The sequence below is a fragment of the Streptomyces sp. NPDC111606 genome, assembly GCF_055656945.1.
Genome location: NZ_JBVKBY010000001.1, coordinates 228,178 through 242,705 on the forward strand (window position 1 = coordinate 228,178; position 14,528 = coordinate 242,705).

The window sequence follows — 14,528 nt, forward strand, 5'->3', positions numbered from 1 at the left end:
TCTCGCGCCATGCACCTTGCCCCTCGCGCACTGCGCCGCGCCGTCGTCGTCGCCACGACAGCCCTGCTCGCCACCGCTCTCGGCTGTGCTCCGCAGCCGGAGGAGAAAGCTGCCGGAACACCGTCGGGATCGGCGGGGAACACCTGCGCCAAGGGCGAGTTGGCCACCAAGACCTCCGGCAAGCTCACGATCGCCACCGATGAGCCGGCATACGAGCCCTGGTTCAAGGACGACAAGCCGGCCAATGGCGAGGGCTTCGAGTCGGCGGTGGCGTACGCCGTGGCCGAGCAACTCGGCTACGACAAGAGCGCCGTCGTCTGGCAGAGCGTGCCGTTCAACAAGGCCTTCGCACCCGGCGAGAAGACCTTCGACTTCGACATCAACCAGGTGTCGATCAGCGACGAGCGCAAGAAGGCCGTGGACTTCTCCTCCGGCTACTACGACGTCCGCCAGGCCGTCATCGCACTGAAAAGAACCAAGGCCGCCGAGGCGAAGAGCGTCGCGGACCTGAAGGGCCTCAAGCTCGGCGCCCAGGTCGGCACGACCAGCCTCGGCTACATCGACGACGTGGTGAAGCCGACCCGGCAGGCCGCCGCGTACGCCAAGAACGACCAGGCCAAGTCCGCGCTGAAGAACGGTCAGGTCGACGCCGTCGTGGTCGACCTGCCGACCGCCTTCTACATCACCGCCGCCGAGGTGACGGATGCGACGATCGTCGGCCAGTTCGAGAACCAGGGCGGTACGCCGGAGCAGTTCGGGCTCGTGCTCGACAAGGGCAGCGCGCTCACCGCGTGCGTGTCGGACGCCGTCGACGCGCTGCGCGAGGACGGAACACTGGGCAAGCTCGAGCAGCAGTGGCTGTCGGACGCCGTCGACGCTCCGGTGCTCAAGTGACGGTCACGAAGGAGGAGTCCGGCCAGGAAGGCGCGGACGACAACGATGGCATGTCCGGCGCGGGCGACGACGGCTACGTCCCCTCCAGGCGACGTCTCGACCGCGAGCGCTACAAGCGTGCCCGCGCCCGCCGAGCCACGGCTATCGCGGCGCTCTCCACGCTGGTCACAGGCGTCGTTCTCTACTTGGTCGTGGTCAACGCGCCGGGCTGGCCACGCACCAAGGAGACGTTCTTCGACCGGCAGTACGCGCGCGAGGCGTTCCCGAAGATCCTCGAAGGGCTCTGGCTGAACGTCCGGCTGCTGCTGATCTGCGGCGCGGCCGTGCTGGTCCTCGGGATGCTCATCGCCGTGGCCCGCACGCTGCGCGGCCCGGTGTTCTTCCCGTTGCGGGCGCTGGCGGCCGCCTACACGGACTTCTTCCGGGGCCTTCCGCTCATCATTAACCTCATGATCGTCGTCCTCGGCGTCCCCGCGCTGAGGCTTCAGGGCGTCACCGTCGATCCCGTACTGCTGGGCGGTACGGCCCTGACACTGACGTATTCGGCGTACGTGGCCGAGGTGTTCCGCGCGGGCATCGAGTCCGTCCACCCCTCGCAGCGGGCCGCGGCGCGCTCGCTCGGCCTCACCAACCGCCAGGCACTGCGGCACGTCGTCCTGCCCCAGGCCGTACGCCGCCAGGTGCCGCCCCTGCTGAACGACCTGGTGTCGCTGCAGAAGGACACCGGGCTGGTGTCGATCGGTGGTGCGGTGGACGCCGTGCGGGCCGCGGACATCATCGTGGGCCGCAGCCTCAACTACACGCCGTACATCGTCGCGGGCCTGGTCTTCGTGGCGCTGACCATCCCGATGACGCGCTTCACGGACTGGGTGACGGCCCGGATGGACCGTCGGCGCGCCCAAGGAGGAGCCCTGTGAGCGACGTACCCGTGCTGCGCATGGAGTCCGTGCGCAAGACCTTCGGCAGCTCGGTCGTCCTGCGGGACGTCGACCTGGAGGTCACCCCGCACACGGTGACCGCGCTGATCGGCGCCTCCGGCTCGGGCAAGTCCACGCTGCTGCGGTGCGCGAACCTGCTGGAGGACATCGACGACGGCGCGATCTGGCTGGACGGCGAGGAGATCACCGATCCACGCATCGACCAGGACGCCGTACGGCGCCGTATCGGCGTCGTGTTCCAGGCGTACAACCTCTTCCCGCACATGACGGTACTGGAGAACATCACCCTCGCCCCGCGGCGCGTGCACGGCGTTTCCCGGGCGCAGGCCGAGGCACGCGCGCGTGAGCTGCTGGAGCGGCTCGGGCTGGCCGACAGGGCCGACGAGTACCCGGACCGGCTGAGCGGCGGTCAGCAGCAGCGGGTCGCGATCGTGCGCGCCCTTGCCGTACGTCCCCGGCTGCTGCTGCTCGACGAGATCACCGCCGCCCTCGACCCCGAGCTCGTCGGCGAAGTCCTCACCGTCGTCCGTGACTTGAAGGACGACGGGATGACGATGGTGCTGGCCACGCACGAGATGGGGTTCGCCCGCGAGGTGGCCGACCAGGTTTGTTTTCTGGACGGTGGCGTGGTGCTGGAGCACGGCACGGCCGAGCAGCTCTTCGGCGATCCGCAGCAGGAGCGCACCCGGCGCTTCCTGCGGAGGATCGTGGAGGCGGGACGCCTGTAAGGCCGCCAAGGCATGTTCAGGCGCTGCAAGCGTGTGTAAGGACCGCCCCACCATGAAGGGCGGTCCTTACATCTGCGCCCCGCCCGCCCACATCACGTGTCCGCCTGCCCCGCCCCGGCCAGCGCCGCGACCCGCTCCACGCCGAACACGTACCCCTGCACACCGCACCCCGCGATGACCCCGTCGGCGCGCAGCGAGACGTACGAGTGGTGCCGGAACGATTCGCGCTTGTGGATGTTGGAGATGTGGACCTCCAACACCGGAAGGCCGTCACAGGTGTTGAGCGCATCCAGGATCGCCACGGAGGTGTGCGAGTAGGCACCGGGGTTGATCACGATCCCGCAGTGATTCAGGCGCGCCTCATGGATCCAGTCCACCAACTCCCCCTCGTGGTTGGACTGCCGGAAGTCGATCGTGCCGCCGTGTGCGGCAGCCGCCTTGACGCACAGAGCCTCGACATCGGCCAGGGTCTCGGAGCCGTAGATCTCCGGCTGGCGCTGGCCGAGCAGGTTCAGGTTGGGGCCATTGAGGATCATGATCGGGGCGTTGGCCAGGGTGCGGGGCACGGTTCCTCCGGTCCGTTCGGGGTTGCGCGGTCCGTCGAAGACCGCTGCTCAGACCCCGGTTTATCACGGTGCGCAGGGCACACCGTGCGTCCTACCCTCCCGGTATGACCGTGATCTCGTACCCTCCCAAGCCCTCCCCCGGCGACCGCGTCGCCATCATCTCCCCCGGTGCGGGCCTGCCCGGGCTCTTCCCGCTCCCGTACGAGCTGGGCCTGGAGCGGCTGCGCAAGGAGTACGGGCTCGAACCGGTCGAATACCCGGCGACCCGCAAGATGGGATCCACGCCTCAGGAGCGGGCCGACGACATCCACGCCGCCTTCGCCGACCCGGACATCAAGGCGGTCATCGCGTCCATCGGCGGCGATGACCAGATCACCGTGCTGCCGCTGCTGGACCGGGAGTTGATCCGGTCGAACCCCAAGCCGTTCTTCGGAATGAGCGACAACACGAACCTGCTCATGTTCCTGCGCAACACCGGAATCGTCGGCTATCACGGCGTGAGCGTGATGTGCGAGCTGGGCCGCCCCGGCGCCATGCACCCGCAGACCGCCGGCTCTCTGCGGGCGGCCCTGTTCACCTCGGGCGAGTACGAACTCGGGCCCGCCGAGCGCTGGAACGACATCAACCGCGACTGGGCCGACCCGACGACCTTCGATGCGGAGCCGGAGACACGGCCCGGAGGCGGGTGGACCTGGGTGAACGCCGACCAGGTGGTGGAAGGCCGCACCTGGGGCGGCTGCGTGGAGATCGTCGGCTGGCTGCTGATGGCCGACCGGGAGATCGCGCGTGACCTCTCGGAGTACGACGGCGGGGTGCTGTTGCTGGAGACGTCGGAGGAGATGCCGAGCGCCAACGAGGTCTTCCGGACGCTGCGCAACATGGGCGAGCGCGGGCTGCTCCAGCGCTTCTCCGCACTGCTGATGGGCCGTGCGAAGACGTGGTCCTTCGAACACCCCAATGGCCCGGAGGAGGCCGCTCGTTACGCCGCTGAGCAGCGCGAAGCCGTCCTGCGTGCCATGCGCATGTATGCCCCCACCACCCCCATCGTCTTCGACGTGGACCTCGGACACACCGACCCTCAACTCGTCATCCCTTACGGCGGCACCGTGCGTGTCGATGGCCCCGCCCGGCGCATCACCGTCACGTACTGAATGCGGCCGACCGCCCCCGCGCGCCCCCGTAACTCGTGGTCACCGTGGGTAGTTGACGCAGCATGCACGACGTACGCACCGTAAAGGCGCCCTCCATGCTGCGGCTCGCCGCCGCGTCGCTCGCCGGCACGGCCATCGAGTTCTACGACTTCTTCGTCTACGGGACGGCGGCGGCGCTGGTCCTCGGGCCGCTCTTCTTCCCGACGTTCTCGCCGCTGGCGGGAACCCTGGCCGCCTTCGCGACGTTCGGTGTGGGCTTCGTGGCGCGGCCACTGGGGTCGGTGCTGTTCGGGCACATCGGGGACCGGCACGGACGCCGGCCGGTCCTGGTCGCCTCGCTGCTGTTGACCGGCGCCTCCACGGTCGCGGTCGGCTGTGTGCCGACGTACGACACCATCGGTGTGACCGCTCCCCTGCTGCTGCTCCTGCTGCGCTTTCTGCAAGGGCTCGGGCTCGGCGGCGAGTGGGGCGGGGCGGTGCTGCTGACGGTGGAGCACGCGCCCGCCGGGCGGCGCGGCCTGTGGTCGAGCTTCCCGCAGGTCGGGCCCGCGCTGGGCTTCCTGCTCGCCAACGGTGTGGTGCTGGGGCTGTCGGCGACGCTGTCCGATGCGCAGTTCGCCGCGTGGGGATGGCGGGTGCCGTTCTGGGCGGCGGGAGTGCTCGCGTTGGTGGGGCTGTGGCTGCGGTCATCGCTCACCGAGAGTCCTCGGTTCCTCGAAATCGACGAGCCCGCGCGTGTGCCGCTCGCCGAGGTCGTCCGCGACCACTGGCGGCTCGTTCTGCTGACGGCTGGGGCCCTGTCGATCGGATACGCGATCTTCTACACCGTGACGACCTGGTCGCTCGCCTACGCCACCGAGCGGCTCGGCGTGGGCCGCGGCGTCATGCTGGTCTGCATCATGAGCGCGGTGGTGGTGAAGGGCTCGCTCACACCGGTGGTGGCGATTCTCGGTGACCGGTACGGCCGGCGGCCCCTGTGCCTGATCGGGTGCACTGCCTCCGCGCTGTGGATGTTCCCGTTGGTGGCGCTTCTCGCCACGGGCGAGCCGCTGCTGATGTTCCTCGGCTTCCTCGGGGCGATGCTCGCGTTCATCATGATGTTCGCGGTGATCGCCGCGTATCTGCCGGAGTTGTACGAGCCCCGGGTGCGCTGCACGGGCGCGGCGGTGGGCTACAACCTCGGCGGCGTCCTCGGGGGCGCGCTCACGCCGATCGTGGCGACGGCGCTCGCCGAGCAGGGCGGGCGGGTGCCCTGGGGTGTGGGGGCGTATCTGACGGGGGTCGCGCTGCTCAGCCTGGGGTGCTTCGCGCTGCTGCCCGAGACGCGTCCGGTTGCTGCCGTGGCGGCGGAGCCCGCCACGGGGTGACGGGCTCCGGAACGCCGTGACCACGGGACGCCGGGTGCTGCGGCACCCGGCGGCTACGGATTGAGCGCGAGCTCCAGGTAGGCCGCGAACAGCACCAGGTGGACGCCACCTTGCAGCGGTGTCGCCCGTCCCGGGACCACCGTCAGCGCACTCACCACCACCGTCAGGGCGAGCAGCACCATGTGGGTGGGGCCGAGGCCGAGGACGAGCGGGCCGGAGAGCCAGATGGAGGCCAGGGCGACCGCGGGGATGGTCAGGCCGATGCTGGCCATCGCGGAGCCGAGTGCGAGGTTCAGACTGGTCTGCACACGGTCGCGGCGGGCGGAGCGAAGCGCGGCGATCGTCTCGGGAAGCAGCACCAACAGAGCGATGATCACGCCGACGACGGCATGCGGAAGGTCGGCCGCCTCCACTCCTGACTCGATGGTGGGCGACACTCCCTTGGCCAGGCCGACCACGCCAACCAGGGCCAGGCCCAGCAGCCCCAGGCTGATCAGGGCGGTGCGGCGGGAGGGCGCGTCGGCGTGGGCGTCCGCGGTGATCACGTCGCCCTGCCGGGTGATGGGAAGGAAGTAGTCGCGGTGCCGCACGGTCTGGGTGGTCACGAAGAGGCCGTACAGGATCAGCGAGGAGACCGCGGCGAACGTCAGCTGCACGGTGGAGAACTCCGGGCCCGGCTTGCTCGTGGTGAACGTCGGTAGCACGAGGCTGAGCGTGGCCAGGGTGGCGACTGTCGCGAGGGCGGCGCCGGTGCCCTCGGGGTTGAAGACCGCCGTGCGGTGCCGCAGCGAGGCGACCAGCAGACACAGGCCGACGATGCCGTTACAGGTGATCATCACGGCCGCGAAGACCGTGTCCCGGGCGAGGGTGGAGCTCTTGTCGCCGCCATCGACCATCAGGGTCACGATCAGGGCGACCTCGATGATCGTGACGGCAACGGCGAGGACGAGGGAGCCGAAGGGTTCGCCGACGCGGTGCGCGACCACCTCAGCATGGTGTACGGCGGCCAGGACAGCACCCGCGAGGACCAGGGTGACCAGCGCGACGACCGCGCCGGGCAGGTCTCGTCCCCAGGTGAAGACCAGCAGGACTACCGCGAGCACCGGCACGAGGTACGTCCACCCTGTCGTGAGCGACCTGAGCCGATCGATCATGGAGCGATCGTCGCAGAGGGCTTGGGGGTTCGCATTCCGGTCCGAGAGGTTGTCAGGTGGCCCCGCGCCCTCGGGTTGCGGGGCCCCTGTCTTTCGTATGTCGCTACGCGAAATCGGTCGTCTCCTGTACGTCGCAGTCCGTGAAGGACGGCGGCGCGGTGCACAGCGCGGTCATCTGCTCCGCGAACTTGGTCGTCTCGGGGTCGTCGCTGTTGCGCATCGCGTCCTCGTAAGAAGCGAACTCGATGACTACGAGGTAGCGGTTGGGCTCCCCCCGGTCCTTGAGGACGATGCGTCGCGTGGGGCCGCCGTCGCGGCCTGCCAGACGCTGTTCCGTCTCGTGGGCCAGTTCCCGCATCTCGTCGATGCGCTCGGTCTCGAAGTCGATGATCTGAACAAACTTGATGGGTGCGTCCACAGGTGCCTCCACCCCCGGCCGTGGTGTCCCCGGACGGGGACACCCCAGCACCCAACGAAGCACCGGGAGCGGTGCTCGGCAATTCGCTGCGCACCACTCCCGGTGTTGGTTCTTCCTACGTCCGACGTGGTCAGACGTCGATGCTGTCCTTCGGAGCGCCTTCGCTCCGCTCCTGCGCCGCCTCGGCCGCCGCCTTCTTCTTGGAGGCCCTCAGGCTGGTGATCGTGGTGACGATCAGGACGGAGCAGATCACACCCAGCGAGACCGGAATGCTGATCTCGGGGACGTGCACCCCGGACTCGTGCAAGGCGTGCAGCACCAGCTTGACGCCGATGAAGCCGAGGATGATCGACAGGCCGTAGCTGAGGTGGACCAGCTTCCTCAGCAGGCCACCGATCAGGAAGTACAGCTGCCGCAGACCCATCAGCGCGAAGGCGTTGGCGGTGAACACGATGTACGGGTCCTGGGTCAGGCCGAAGATCGCCGGGATGGAGTCGAGGGCGAAGAGCACGTCGGTGGTACCGATCGCCAGCATCACGACCAGCATCGGGGTCATGACCCGCTTGCCGTTCTCCTGGATCCACAGCTTGGTGCCGTGGTACCGGTCAGCGACACCGAACCTGCGCTCGGCCGCCTTCAGCAGCTTGTTCTCCTCGAACTCCTCGTCCTCGTCGTCGGCCCGGGCCTCCTGGATGAGCTTCCAGGCGGTCCAGATCAGGAAGGCACCGAAGAGGTAGAACACCCACGCGAAGCTGGCGAGGATCGCGGCCCCCGCGGCGATGAAGATCGCCCGCAGCACCAGGGCTATGAGGACACCGACCAGCAGCACTCGCTGCTGGTACTGGGACGGCACCGCGAACTTCGCCATGATCAGGACGAAGACGAAGAGGTTGTCGACACTCAGCGACTTCTCGGTGATGAAGCCTGCGAAGAACTCGCCGCCGGCCTGTCCGCCGCCGAAGACCAGCAGGCCGAGGCCGAAGAGGCCGGCCAGTGCGATCCAGACGACCGTCCAGATACCGGCTTCCTTGATCGAGACGTCGTGCGGCTTGCGGCCGATGAAGAAATCTACGGCGATCAGGGCGGCAAGGCCCACGATGGTCAGGACCCATAGGGTCGTGGAAACTTCCACTGCTGCGCCTCCGGCAGTCGTAACGGCAAATGTCAGCGTCGTCGCGCGCCGGAGGTCTCTTCCACCCACTATGGGCCGACGCCCCGGGATCTGGCCGGATCCGTATTGACGGGTACGTCGCAGCGACAGGGAGTACTCCCCTCCGTGCAATGAACAGTACCCAATTGCCAAGGAAAGGTAAAGCGCTTGGCAAAAGAAGCGCCAAGTTCGCAGGTCAGAGGCGCTTTACCGGTACTTGGCCCGAGCTGCTGCGACCTGTGCGAGCACGTGCTGGAGCACCTGACTGCCGGGCGGCACGAGCGGGGGCTCGTAGGTCCAGGCGTGCCCCACCCACGGGTCGGCGAGGTGATCGTCCGGCGTCGGGGTCAGTCGCATCAGCGAGCGCCACAGCGGGTCGAGCAAAGGGCCGTAGGCGGCCGCCTCCTCGCGGTCCGCGACCATCATCAGGTGGACGCCGACGGCCGGACCCTCGTCCGCCAGGTAGCGCAGCTGGTTCACGGCTCGGTCGTCGAAGCCGTGCGGGAAATCGTTGACGATCAGCAGCTGCTCGGAGGTGTCGAAATCGGGCGGCAGTGAGTCGGGGGCACCGCCGCGCACCGCCATCTGCACCAGGTCGACACGCTGGGTGAGCCGCGCGAGGACCTCCGCGACACCGGCCGCGCCCACGGCGGGCGGGGCAGCGAGCACACCGGTCTGCACCAGCGGTACGAGCGCCTGTGCGCCCGAACCGGCGGGATCGATGACATGCACGGTGAACTCGCCCGCCGGATAGACGGCGAGCAACCGTGCCGCGTGTGCCACCGCCGTCTCCATCGCGAGGCGCCGCAGGTCATGGGAGTCCGTGAACGAGCCGTCCAGCGAGCCGCTGCCTCCACTGTCGATCCACAGGCCCCGCTCCAGCGGCAGCCGGACGAGCATCGGGATGCGCAACCGGTCGCTCTCGGGCAGGTGGAGGTCGCCCAGGCGCAGGGCCATGGGGATCTCCATCGGTACGCGGTAGCCGTGCCAGACGGGGTTGTCCCAGCGCGCGAACGCAAGCGGCAGCGCGGGTTCGACAACCTCGGACTCGGCGGTGAGCTGGGCGATGTCCCGGTCGAGCGTCGCCCTGGCCTGGTTGACGAGCTGTGTGTGCTTGGCCTGGGCCGCCTCGCGCGCGGCGTCGCCCTGACCGCCGATCCGGCTGCGCGGGTCCGACAGGACCTGGTCGAGTTCCTTCTCCATGCGCGATTCGGCGAAGTCCACCGCGCTGCGGTAGGCGGCTGTCGTGCGGGCCAGGTCCTCGAACATGCCCCACACCTGGTTGTAGAGCCGCTCGTCCATGGACCAGCCGGTGGCGTCGCCCGCGACGGGCTGCGCCGGCTGCCCGGGCTGTGCCGGGGGTGCGGTCGGTGGGGGCGGCGGCGGAGCCGCGCTCTGACGGCCCGGGTGGCTGTAGTTGATGGGGCCGCCCGAGGTGGGAGCGGACGGCTGAGCCGGGTCGGTGGCGCCGTTTCCGCCCTGGTACGACGGCTGCGGCGCGGGCTGGCCCGGGAGGCCGGGCGCCTGCGTGCCGTACGGGGACGTCGGCGGGGGTGTCGGCTGGCCGGGCGCGTCCGGCGTCTGCGTGCCGTACGGCGTCGTCGGCGGCGACACGGGGCCTGATGTGCCCTGCGATGCGGGGCCGCCCTGGTCCGAGCCGAGGGCCGGCGCGGCCGCCTGCCGGGAGCGGTCGCCGTCCGTGCGTGGCGGGGGTGCCGGCACCGAGCGGGCCATGCCCTGGGCCACGGCTTCGTTGATGCTGCCGGCGAGCTGCTGGGCCTGGGGCAGGCCTTGGTCGGTCAAGAGGTCGGCGAGGCCGCCGGCGTATCCCTGGCCGATGGCGCGTACCTTCCAGGCGTCCTGGCGGCGGTAGAGCTCCAGCGCCACGACCGCCGACTCGGCCTCCAGACCGGTGACGGTGTAGCTGGCGACCTCGGTGCCGTCGAGGCCGGTGACCGCGACGAAGGGGGTCGCGACGGCGCCGAACCGGGTCGGGCCGCCCGCCCCCGTCGGCAAGGCGAGCAGCACACTGACACGGTGGACGGCCTCCGGCATGGCGTCCAGGTCCACCGCGAGGCGATGGTCGGCGGCCGCCTGCCGGGAGACCTCGAGGCCGGGCAGGGTGGGCGTGCCGGGATGGGCCACCCACTCGACGCCGTGGATCCTGCCCTGCTCGTCGCCGAGCGTGGCCGCGGCCACGATCGGTGTGCCGGCCGAGATCCGGATCTCCAGACGGGCCTGGGAGAGCGGGTGGTTCTGCCCCCGCACCAGCTCGGCCGTCATGCCTTCGTCCCCCTGTGTCGCTTGTCGTGTCGTGTGCCGCTCGCCGGGCGGGCCTACAGGTGCGGCAGGATCGCCGGCATCAGGTCCTGGAAGGTACGGCCGTTGGCCGGGGTGCCGATGGCAGTCATCGACCAGCCCGGACCCGAGCGGTGCACCTTCGCCATGATCTGCGCCGTGTACTGGCCGCCGCCGGCCAGCGTGTAGCGGGCGAGCTCCTGGCCGTTGGTCTCGTCGACCAGGCGGCAGAACGCGTTCTGCACCTCCTGGAAGGTCTGGCCCGTGAAGGAGTTCACGGTGAAGACGATCTGATCGATGTGGACCGGGATGCGCGCGAGGTCGACGAGGATCGCCTCGTCGTCGCCGCCCTGGCCGACACCGCCGACGAGGTTGTCACCGGTGTGGCGAACCGAGCCGTCGTCGCTCACCAGGTGGCGGAAGAAGACGACGTCGACCGGCTGCTTGTCCGCGAACAGGACGGCGGAGGCGTCGAGGTCGACCTCCCGCGTGCGCGAGCCGAACAGGCCGCGCCGGGGAGCCGCCTGCCAGCCGAGACCCATGCGCACCGCGGTCAGGCTGCCGCCGTCGTTCTTCTGCAGACTGATGGCCTGACCCTTGGTCATGTTGACGGTCACGTGCTGATTCCCCTCTCGAGCTGTCCCCTGTTGGCCGCGGAGTCCGCGGATGACGAGAACCCTACGCAGGGGCACTGACAGTGACGTAGCCCGGTCCCCACTTTGTGTCGGTCTTGCAACACAGCGAGTACCGGGAGTTCGGCCGACGACCGTTCGAGCAGCCTCTCAGGCCAGGCCCGCCTCCTTCATCTGCCGCAACTCCTTCTTCATCTCGGACACCTCGTCGCGCAGCCGGGCCGCGATCTCGAACTGCAGATCCGCGGCCGCGGCACGCATACGCTCCGTCAACTCCTCGATCTGCTCGGCGAGATCGGCCGCCGGACGGTCGGTCGGCACCGTCTCCTTCGCCTTGCCCTTGGCGGCCTTGCCCGCCTTCGCGCCCTTGGCCTTGTCGCCGAGGGAGGGCACGGGGGCCTTGGTGCCCCGGCCGTCCTTCTTGGCTCGGTAGCCGGAGCCGAGCAACTGCTCGGTGTCGACGTCCTCGCGGGCGATCTGCGCGACGATGTCGTTGATCTTCTTGCGCAGCGGCTGGGGGTCGATGCCCCTCTCCGTGTTGTACGCGACCTGCTTCTCCCGGCGGCGGTTGGTCTCGTCGATGGCCTTCTCCATCGCCGGGGTGATCTTGTCGGCGTACATATGCACCTGGCCGGAGACATTGCGCGCCGCGCGGCCGATGGTCTGGATGAGGGAGGTGCCGGAGCGCAGGAAGCCCTCCTTGTCGGCGTCGAGGATCGCCACGAGTGACACCTCGGGAAGGTCGAGACCCTCGCGAAGGAGGTTGATGCCGACAAGGACGTCGAACTCGCCGGCGCGCAGCTCGCGCAGCAGTTCGACGCGGCGCAGTGTGTCGACGTCACTGTGCAGATAGCGCACCTGGATGCCGAGCTCCAGGAAGTAGGCGGTGAGGTCCTCGGCCATCTTCTTGGTGAGGGTGGTGACCAGGACGCGCTCGTCCTTCTCGACACGCTCCCGGATCTCGTGCACCAGGTCGTCGATCTGCCCCTCGGTGGGCTTGACGACGACCTCCGGGTCGACCAGGCCGGTGGGGCGGATGATCTGCTCGACGTGACCGTCCCCGCGGGAGAGCTCGTAGTTGCCCGGGGTCGCCGACAGGTAGACCGTCTGCCCGATGCGCCCCTGGAACTCCTCCCACTTCAGGGGACGGTTGTCGAGGGCGGAGGGCAGGCGGAAGCCGTGGTCGACGAGGGTGCGCTTGCGGGAGGCGTCGCCCTCGTACATGGCTCCGATCTGCGGCACGGTGACGTGCGACTCGTCGATGACGAGCAGGAAGTCGTCCGGGAAGTAGTCCAGCAGGGTGTTCGGCGGGGAGCCGGGCGAGCGGCCGTCGAAGTGCATCGAGTAGTTCTCGACGCCGGAGCAGCTGCCGATCTGACGGAGCATCTCGAGGTCGTAGGTCGTACGCATCCGCAGGCGCTGGGCCTCCAGGAGCTTGCCCTGGTTCTCCAGCTCGGAGAGGCGCTCGCCGAGCTCCTTCTCGATGTCGTTGGCGGCCCGCTCCAGGCGCTCGGGGCCCGCGACGTAGTGGGTGGCCGGGAAGACGTACAGCTGCTCGTCGTCGCTGATGATCTCGCCGGTGAGCGGGTGGAGCGTGGACAGTGCCTCGATCTCGTCGCCGAACATCTCGATGCGGACGGCGAGCTCCTCGTAGACCGGGAAGATCTCGATGGTGTCGCCGCGCACGCGGAAGGTTCCGCGGCTGAAGGCGACGTCGTTGCGCGTGTACTGGATGTCCACGAAACGGCGCAGCAGCTGGTCCCGGTCGACCTCGTCGCCGACCTTGAGGGGGACCATGCGGTCCACGTACTCCTGCGGGGTGCCGAGGCCGTAGATGCAGGAGACCGAGGCGACCACGACGACGTCGCGGCGGGTGAGCAGCGAGTTGGTCGCGGAGTGCCGCAGGCGCTCGACCTCCTCGTTGATCGAGGAGTCCTTCTCGATGTAGGTGTCCGACTGCGGGACGTAGGCCTCGGGCTGGTAGTAGTCGTAGTAGGAGACGAAGTACTCGACGGCGTTGTTCGGCAGCAGCTCGCGGAACTCGTTCGCCAGCTGGGCGGCCAGCGTCTTGTTCGGTGCCATCACCAAGGTGGGGCGCTGGAGCTTCTCGATCATCCACGCGGTGGTGGCGGACTTGCCGGTGCCGGTCGCGCCGAGCAGGACGACGTCCTTCTCGCCGGCTTCGACACGCCGGGCGAGATCGGCGATGGCCTGCGGCTGATCGCCGCTGGGCTGGTAGGGGCTGACGACCTCGAAGGGCGCCACCGTGCGTTCGATGCTGGAAACGGGCCGCATGAAGTCAACCGTACGACCCCCCACTGACAACGCGGTCCGATCAGTGGTTTTGCGGGGTCCGGGAGCCTCGGTGGTCCTGGTTGCGGCGGGTGCGCAGCTGCGGGCGGCGGGCCTGGTGCGGGACGGTCGTGTGGGCCGGGACGCCCGGCTTGGGCTCGGCGGGGACCACTGCGGGTTTCCCCATGATCATGTGCGGGTCGAACAGCACGACGGCACCGGCCAGAAGCAGGAAGACGAGCGGGCCGACCAGCATCGGGGCGAGCAGGCCGGCGGGTGAGTCGCCGGTCGCGGGCGTGTCCGTGCTGTGCAGATGGACACTGAGGGCGGCCATGCCGGTGTAGTGCATGCCGCTGACGGCGAGGCCCATGACGAGGCTGGCGCCGACGCTCCACATGAGCCCTCTGACCTGTCCGGCGGCCCACAGCGCGGCGGTGGCAGCCACCATCGCTATGGCGACGGAGATGCCGACGGTGAGCGTGTTGTATTCCAGCTTGCCGTTGAGCCGCATGCCGGCCATGCCCAGGTAGTGCATGGAGGCGATGCCCAGGCCGGTGATGGTGCCGCCGGTGAACAGAGCCGTCCCACGGGCGCCTTTGTAGCCGACGATGAAGATCCCGACGCCGACCATGACGATGGCTACGGCGAGGCTCGCGAACGTCATCGGCTTGTCGTAGTGGATCGGTGTCTCCCTGACCGTGAACCCCATCATCGCGACGAAGTGCATGGTCCATATGCCGGAGCCGATGGCCGCCGCGCCCAGGGCGAGCCAGCCCGGGCGCCAGGACTGCGAGACGAGCATCGATCTGGTGGTGCAGCGCAGGCCGAGCGCACCGCCGAGGCAGGCCATGAGGTAGGCCACCAGCGGGGTGACGAGTCCGTAACTGAATCCGTCGATCGTGCCCTGCATACGCAGCTGCCCTTCCCGCCCTCGTACGTC

At 69.1% G+C, this 14,528-nt stretch carries 13 protein-coding genes; 5 read left to right on the forward strand and 8 right to left on the reverse strand.

Annotated features, from left to right (window positions below; translation table 11 throughout):
- Positions 1-9 precede the first annotated feature (9 nt).
- The 3 genes from ACZ7M7_RS01075 to ACZ7M7_RS01085 are packed head-to-tail and all read left to right on the forward strand — an operon-like array spanning position 10 to position 2,560.
- Positions 10-894, forward strand: coding sequence for an ABC transporter substrate-binding protein (locus ACZ7M7_RS01075; protein ID WP_472111592.1), 885 nt, complete (start codon positions 10-12; stop codon positions 892-894).
- The gene (locus ACZ7M7_RS01080) at positions 891-1,811 is read left to right on the forward strand and encodes an amino acid ABC transporter permease (protein ID WP_383597027.1); all 921 of its coding nucleotides are present in this window, start codon (positions 891-893) and stop codon (positions 1,809-1,811) included. Before ACZ7M7_RS01075 ends, ACZ7M7_RS01080 begins: the two co-directional genes overlap by 4 nt.
- Positions 1,812-1,831: 20 nt before the next feature.
- The gene (locus ACZ7M7_RS01085) at positions 1,832-2,560 is read left to right on the forward strand and encodes an amino acid ABC transporter ATP-binding protein (RefSeq protein ID WP_472113849.1); all 729 of its coding nucleotides are present in this window, start codon (positions 1,832-1,834) and stop codon (positions 2,558-2,560) included.
- Positions 2,561-2,652: 92 nt separating this feature from the next.
- Here the strand turns inward: ACZ7M7_RS01085 and aroQ are convergent, their stop codons facing one another.
- On the reverse strand, positions 2,653-3,126 hold the full coding sequence (gene aroQ / locus ACZ7M7_RS01090) for a type II 3-dehydroquinate dehydratase (RefSeq protein WP_451167950.1): 474 nt from the start codon (positions 3,124-3,126) through the stop codon (positions 2,653-2,655).
- A 104-nt stretch (positions 3,127-3,230) separates the two neighbouring features.
- On the opposite strand from aroQ, the gene ACZ7M7_RS01095 reads away from it, so the two are divergent.
- Entirely contained in the window at positions 3,231-4,277 is a 1,047-nt protein-coding gene (locus ACZ7M7_RS01095; RefSeq protein WP_472111595.1) for a S66 family peptidase, read from the forward strand.
- A 62-nt stretch (positions 4,278-4,339) separates the two neighbouring features.
- Positions 4,340-5,644: an MFS transporter gene (locus ACZ7M7_RS01100; RefSeq protein ID WP_472111597.1), complete on the forward strand. Its 1,305-nt coding sequence runs from the start codon at positions 4,340-4,342 to the stop codon at positions 5,642-5,644.
- Positions 5,645-5,697: 53 nt separating this feature from the next.
- On the opposite strand, the gene ACZ7M7_RS01105 is transcribed toward ACZ7M7_RS01100, so the two are convergent.
- From ACZ7M7_RS01105 to ACZ7M7_RS01135, 7 genes are all read right to left on the reverse strand, one after another.
- Positions 5,698-6,798 (reverse strand): calcium:cation antiporter, encoded by a 1,101-nt coding sequence (locus ACZ7M7_RS01105; RefSeq protein ID WP_383597016.1) that lies wholly within the window; start codon positions 6,796-6,798, stop codon positions 5,698-5,700.
- A gap of 103 nt (positions 6,799-6,901) precedes the next feature.
- A complete protein-coding gene (locus tag ACZ7M7_RS01110) occupies positions 6,902-7,216 on the reverse strand; it encodes a hypothetical protein (protein ID WP_472111599.1) in 315 nt (104 codons plus the stop codon).
- A gap of 130 nt (positions 7,217-7,346) precedes the next feature.
- Positions 7,347-8,348 (reverse strand): TerC/Alx family metal homeostasis membrane protein, encoded by a 1,002-nt coding sequence (locus tag ACZ7M7_RS01115; RefSeq protein ID WP_472111601.1) that lies wholly within the window; start codon positions 8,346-8,348, stop codon positions 7,347-7,349.
- A 225-nt stretch (positions 8,349-8,573) separates the two neighbouring features.
- A complete protein-coding gene (locus ACZ7M7_RS01120; protein WP_472111604.1) occupies positions 8,574-10,649 on the reverse strand; it encodes a TerD family protein in 2,076 nt (691 codons plus the stop codon).
- Positions 10,650-10,702: 53 nt separating this feature from the next.
- Positions 10,703-11,281: a TerD family protein gene (locus ACZ7M7_RS01125; RefSeq protein ID WP_383597008.1), complete on the reverse strand. Its 579-nt coding sequence runs from the start codon at positions 11,279-11,281 to the stop codon at positions 10,703-10,705.
- A gap of 165 nt (positions 11,282-11,446) precedes the next feature.
- Complete coding sequence (gene uvrB / locus ACZ7M7_RS01130) at positions 11,447-13,591, reverse strand: excinuclease ABC subunit UvrB (RefSeq protein ID WP_383597005.1); 2,145 nt, start codon at positions 13,589-13,591, stop codon at positions 11,447-11,449.
- Between the two features lie 40 nt (positions 13,592-13,631).
- A complete protein-coding gene (locus ACZ7M7_RS01135) occupies positions 13,632-14,498 on the reverse strand; it encodes an MHYT domain-containing protein (RefSeq protein WP_383597003.1) in 867 nt (288 codons plus the stop codon).
- Positions 14,499-14,528 lie beyond the last annotated feature (30 nt).